Raw genomic sequence first — 5277 nt, forward strand, 5'->3', positions numbered from 1 at the left:
AGATCTCGCCGATGTTGCCCAGGCGGAAGGTCTCCTCATCGGTCAGCTTGCCCGGATAGATCGCGTAGCCGCGCTCCTTGATGAACTCGTACATGTCGTGGAAGTCGAACTGGGTGCCTTCCGGGTAGAGGAACGTGGTGATGATCGGGCCCTGGTGGTCGGCGAGGAACACGCGGAAGCCGAGCGCCTTCATGCGGGCGATGAGCAGGTGGTTGTTCAGGGCATAGCGGGCGGAACGCGCCGGGATGCCGCCTTCGGCGAACATCTCGTCAAGCGCCTTGGAGAAGGCGAGCACCACGTGGGTGGGGGAGGTGTAGCGCCACTTGCCGTTGGCCTTCTCGAGGGTGTTCCACTGGTCCCACAGGTCGAGGGAGAGGGAGCGGGCCTTGCCGCGCGACGCCTCGAGCTTGGCCTTGTTGCAGATGATGAAGCTGAAGCCGGGCACGCCCTGGATGCACTTGTTGGCGGAGGAGACGAGGAAGTCGATGCCCCAGTCCGCCACCGGGATGTCCACGCCGCCGAAGGAGCTCATCGCGTCCACCATGAAGGTGCAGCCGTGCTTCTTGGCCACTGCGGCCACGGCCTGGATGTCGTTGAGCAGGCCGGAGGTGGTTTCGGAGTGGATCATCGAGACATGGGTGATGGACGGGTCGGCGGCGAGGTATTCGGCCACGCGGGCGGCATCGGGGATGCGGTCGTAGGGTTCGGCGTACTGCGTGTAGGCGATGCCGGCGTGCTCGCAGATCTTCACCTGACGGTCGCCATAGGCGCCGTTGGTGCACAGCAGCACCTTCTCGTCCTTGCCGATCACGGAGGTCAGCACGCTCTCGACGCCGAAGGTGCCGGAACCCTGCATGAGCACGACGGTGTAGTCGTCGGCGTTGCAGTGGGCCAGCTCGAGCAGCTGGCGGCGGATCTTCTGCGTGATCTGCTGGTAGTCCTCGTCCCAGGTGCAGTGGTCGAAGAGCATCTCCTCCTTGACGGTGCGGGTGGTGGTCAGCGGGCCGGGGGTCAGCAGCTTGTATTCGTTTGCCATGGTGATTGGTTCCTTTCTTGTGATGCTGCGGGTGAGTCTAGTCACTGACGTAGTTGCTGTAATCTTCTACGTAGTTTTGAAGATAAGAACGGCGTGTCGCCTGTACTTGGCTACAGGCGACACGCCTGGGGATGTGGGTTCGGATGGATGTTGGATGGGCTATGGACAGGCTATGGATGGTGACCTTGCAGGGGTATCCGTTGTCCGTCCGTGTTGGCTATCTGCGCTGTTCGTTCTGCGCTATTTTGGTTTGCGCTATCCGTCCTGCGCTACTCGTTCTGCGCGATGCGCTTGCATTCGGCGGAGAAGTCCTGATGCTCCTGAAGCAGATCGACGGTCAGCGGCTTGGGGAACGTCTTCGAGCGCTTCGACGCGTTGGCGGGTGCGGTCTCGCCCTCGTACAACGGCGTCGGATACGTCTCCAGCAGCTCCTTGCGGCCCTTGTCGATGATCACACCGGCCATCTGCTGCGCCTTCGGATTCGTGGCACGGCCCTTGTCGAGCACCGCCACCGATTCGGTCAGCGAATAGTTGCCCTCCTCGGGATCGATGTAGTCGATCGGCAGCCCCTTCTTCTTGTCGGCGACGGCCTGATGGCGCAGACCGAAGCCGATCGCCACCTCGCCGGAGCGCACGGCCTTGAGCGGGCCCGAGCCGGACTGTTCAAGGTGCGGACCCGCGTTGCGGAAGATGTCGGTGAGAATCTGCTTGCCTTCCGCGCCGGTGCCGTAGGCGTCGGCGATCGCCTGGACCATGAGCCAGCCGGTCGAGGAGCCTTCCATGTCAGGCACGGAGATCAGCCCCTTGTACTTCGGATCGGCCATCTCCTTGAAGCTCTTGGGCGCTTCGACGCCGGCCTCCTTGAGTGCGGTCGTGTTGACGATGATCGCGCCCTCCTGAGCCGTCGTCGGGCTGCGCCACGCGGGCGCCTTGGAGTTTTCGGTGTCGCCGAGCAGCTTCGTCTTCACGTCGGTCAGATTCGCGAACATGTGGTTGCGCTCCTGAGCCGAATCGATGTAGTAGGAGCTCATCGTCAGCATGTCGGCCTCCAGTGCCCTGCCCTCGGCGAGCATCTTGCCGCCCAGTTCGGAGGTGCCGAAGCTTTGGATGATGTACTGGCCCTTGAATCCGTTGTCGTCAAGCGCATGCTGGAAGGCGACCACGGCCTCGTCGTCGGCGTTCGTGTAGATCACGACCTGACCGTTGGCCGACGCACTCGACGTGGCGCCGAATCCAAAGCCGACGAGCAGCACCGCGAGCACCGCCGACAGACCTGCGGTGAACGCGTTGCGCGCCTTGCGGTTGCCGGAGGTGGGCAGCGGGAAGTCGGGCGTGCCGTTGCGCGCGGCCTGCGTGGCGGCGGTCAGGTGGGCGTCGGCGGCGACCGTCGAACGGGCCGCGGCGACCTGCGGGGTCTTCACCGTGACGCGGGCGCTCGCCTTGGCGCGGGCCGCGGAGCGATCCCGCGTGGCGAACGCGATCACGCCCTTGACCACGAGGTTGGTCACCAGGATGAGCAGCGACAGCACGAACACGTCATCGAACTTGGCGATATGCTGCAATGCGGAGATCTTCGTGGTGATGACCTGCGTACGCGCGCCGGTGAGGAACACGACCGCCGAGATCGTCACCATCGCGTTGACGAAGTAGTAGCCGAACACCTGCAGGATCGTCGGCGCGGCGTTCGGTGTGACGACGCGCACGATCGTCTTGATCCAGTTGTCGCCCATCAGCTTGGCGGTGGTCTCCCAGCCGGCGTTCATCTTGCTCAGCGAATCCTTGATCATCTGATAGGGCGTCGCGAAGTAGTGGATGATGTTGGCGATGATGAGGATCCAGAACGTGTTCTGCAGGCTCGATCCGGAGAATGCGAACAGGAACGCGATGCCGAGCACCATGCCGGGCACGGTGTTGATGATCGCGCTGATCGCGTCCACCGACCGCTTCGCCCAGTTCGGCAGCTTGGATCGCGAGGTCACCAGGCCTGCCGCATAGGCGAACAGGCAGCCGAGTATGGCTGTCATCACGGCCACGTACAGCGAGTTCGTGAACACCTGCGTCAGCTCGGAATCGGTGAAGATGTTCGCGATGTGCGCGAATGTGAAGCTCGTGTCGAACGGCCATTCGGCGACGAACGGGATGAGCAGGATCACCGCGAACACCGACAGCGTGCACACGAGCGTGACCACCGAGCCGATGCCGCACAGCCAGTCGCGGCGCGGCCCCTTCGGCAGATCCACCTGGCTGATCTGCTTGTAGCGGATCGCGAAGCGCTCCAGCACGGTCATCAGAATGATCGAGATGATCGAGGGGATGAGCATGAACACGGCGATCACGGCGCCGCGGTTGAAGTTCGGAATCGAGCCGAGCATCTGGTTGAACAGCGTCATCGCCAGCACGTCGTACTCGCCGCCGACCGACGTCGGGATGCCGTAGTCGGTGAACGCGAGGAAGAACGACTGGATGAACGCCACGGCCATCGTGCCGATCAGCGGCCGCAGAATCGTGTTGAGGAACGTCGTGATCGGCTTGTCGCCCATGATGTGCGAGACGATGATGAACTTCTTGTCAACGAACTGGAAGCTGTTGTTGATCAGCAGGAAGCAGGTGGGCAGCGTGTAGATCACGTAGCCCATGAGCAGTCCGTTGAATCCGTAGATGTCGAACAGCTGGTGGCCGAACAGTCGCGTGATCAGACCCTGCTTGCCGAACGAGTAGATGATCGCGAAGCCGTAGGTGATGGTCGGCAGCAGCATCGGCAGCTGCGCGAGCAGTCCGATGGCCTTCTTCAGCCCACGCGGCACGTTGGTGCAGTTGATCGTGTAGGCGAGCAGGAACGCGAGCAGCACGGCGCACAGCGCTGCGGTCGCCGAAACGGTCAGCGAATTGGTGATCGACCGACCGAACTCGGGTCGCGACAGCACCGCCGCGTAGTTCGACAGCGTGGCCTCGCCGCCCGGCGTGGTGAACGAGCGGATGATGACGAGGACCATCGGCACGACGAGAAACGCGGCGAATGCGACGGCCACGATCACGAGCAGCGTCCACAATTCGGTTTGCCGGGGCGTGCGCGGCTTGCGTTCGTAGTTGACGATCTCGGGGCGGATGTTGGGCAGCCGGTTGGCCGCCTGAATCGATTCGGTGGACATGTCAGGCCTCCTGTGCGCGGCCGGCGGTGGCGGTTGCGTTGGCTGCGTCGCGGTCGGCTTCGTGGAACAGCGAGTAGATGTTGTTGCGCTTGACCTCCAGCTGATGCAGGATGAACGTGCGCACGAAGTCGGACGCGGGGTGCTCGATGATGTTCTCCGGCGTGTCGTACTGCGCGATCTTGCCGTGGTTGATGATGAGGACCTTGTCGCTCATCGTGCACGCCTCCTCCGGGTCGTGCGTGACCATGATCGTGGTGAGCTTGTACTGCTCCACGATCTGCTTGATCTTCGCCTTGATCGACTCCTTGATCACGCCGTCGAGGGCGGACAGCGGCTCGTCGAGCAGCAGCAGCTTCGGCTTCATCACGAGCGTGCGGGCGAGCGCGACGCGCTGCTTCTGGCCGCCCGACAGCTCGTCGATGCGCTTGTTCAGGTGCTCCTCAAGGCCGAGCAGGGAGATCATCTCCTTGATCTCCGCCTCGGAGGAGATGCCGGGATTGTTGCGCAGACCGTACGTGATGTTCTCGTATGCGGTGAGGTTGGGGAACAGCGCGTAATCCTGGAATACTATGTTGAATCCGCGCTTCTCCATCGGCACGTTGGTCAGATCCTCGTCGTTGTAGATGATCTGACCGCTGGTCGGATCGCTGATGCCGAGGATGATGTTGAGCAGCGTGGTCTTGCCGCCGCCGGAGGGGCCGAGGATCGACATGATCTGGCCGTTGCCGAGCGTCAGGCTGATGCCGTTGAGGACGTGGACGTCCCCGAATGACTTGGTGATGTTCTTCAGTTCGAGCATATTTCCCAACTCGCTTCCGGCGTTCCGCATTGTGCGGTCCGCCCTATTGTCGATGCCGGTTGTTGTGGGCCGACATGTCCGTTCGGTATTCAGTTGTTGCTTGTTGCTTGTTGCGACTACAACCTCCCGCCGCGATTTCCATATTCAGGCCGGTTGACGCCGTTGTTGGCCGGATAGGGGGAAAAGTCATTAAAAAGAATGTGAATATCAAGTAAAACTACGTTTGAACTGCGTAGTTTTGGAGTTTGCTGCGTGTTCAGGCGTTGTTTGGGGTTTGAGGTGGGGCTTGTTTG

Annotated in this window: 3 protein-coding genes; all 3 read right to left on the bottom strand. The window is 62.0% G+C overall.

Translation table 11 applies throughout. The features are described 5' to 3' along the window. Positions 1-1036, bottom strand: a 1036-nt coding sequence (locus EHS19_RS09250; RefSeq protein ID WP_151917473.1) for a 2-aminoethylphosphonate--pyruvate transaminase, incomplete at its 3' end; no start/stop codon positions are given. 269 nt (positions 1037-1305) lie between these two features. Beyond that, the gene (locus EHS19_RS11085; RefSeq protein ID WP_206666351.1) at positions 1306-4185 is read right to left on the bottom strand and encodes an extracellular solute-binding protein; all 2880 of its coding nucleotides are present in this window, start codon (positions 4183-4185) and stop codon (positions 1306-1308) included. 1 nt (position 4186) lies between these two features. Next, a complete protein-coding gene (locus tag EHS19_RS09260; RefSeq protein ID WP_151917470.1) occupies positions 4187-4984 on the bottom strand; it encodes an ABC transporter ATP-binding protein in 798 nt (265 codons plus the stop codon). Positions 4985-5277 lie beyond the last annotated feature (293 nt).

The organism is Bifidobacterium jacchi (assembly GCF_009078285.1).
Taxonomy (GTDB): Bacteria; Actinomycetota; Actinomycetes; order Actinomycetales; family Bifidobacteriaceae; genus Bifidobacterium; species Bifidobacterium jacchi.

Bases quoted from the DNA above. Each gene is read 5' to 3' on its own strand.
- EHS19_RS11085 (WP_206666351.1), bottom strand. From the start codon at position 4,185: ATGTCCACCGAATCGATTCAGGCGGCCAACCGGCTGCCCAACATCCGC.
- EHS19_RS09260 (WP_151917470.1), bottom strand. From the start codon at position 4,984: ATGCTCGAACTGAAGAACATCACCAAGTCATTCGGGGACGTCCACGTC.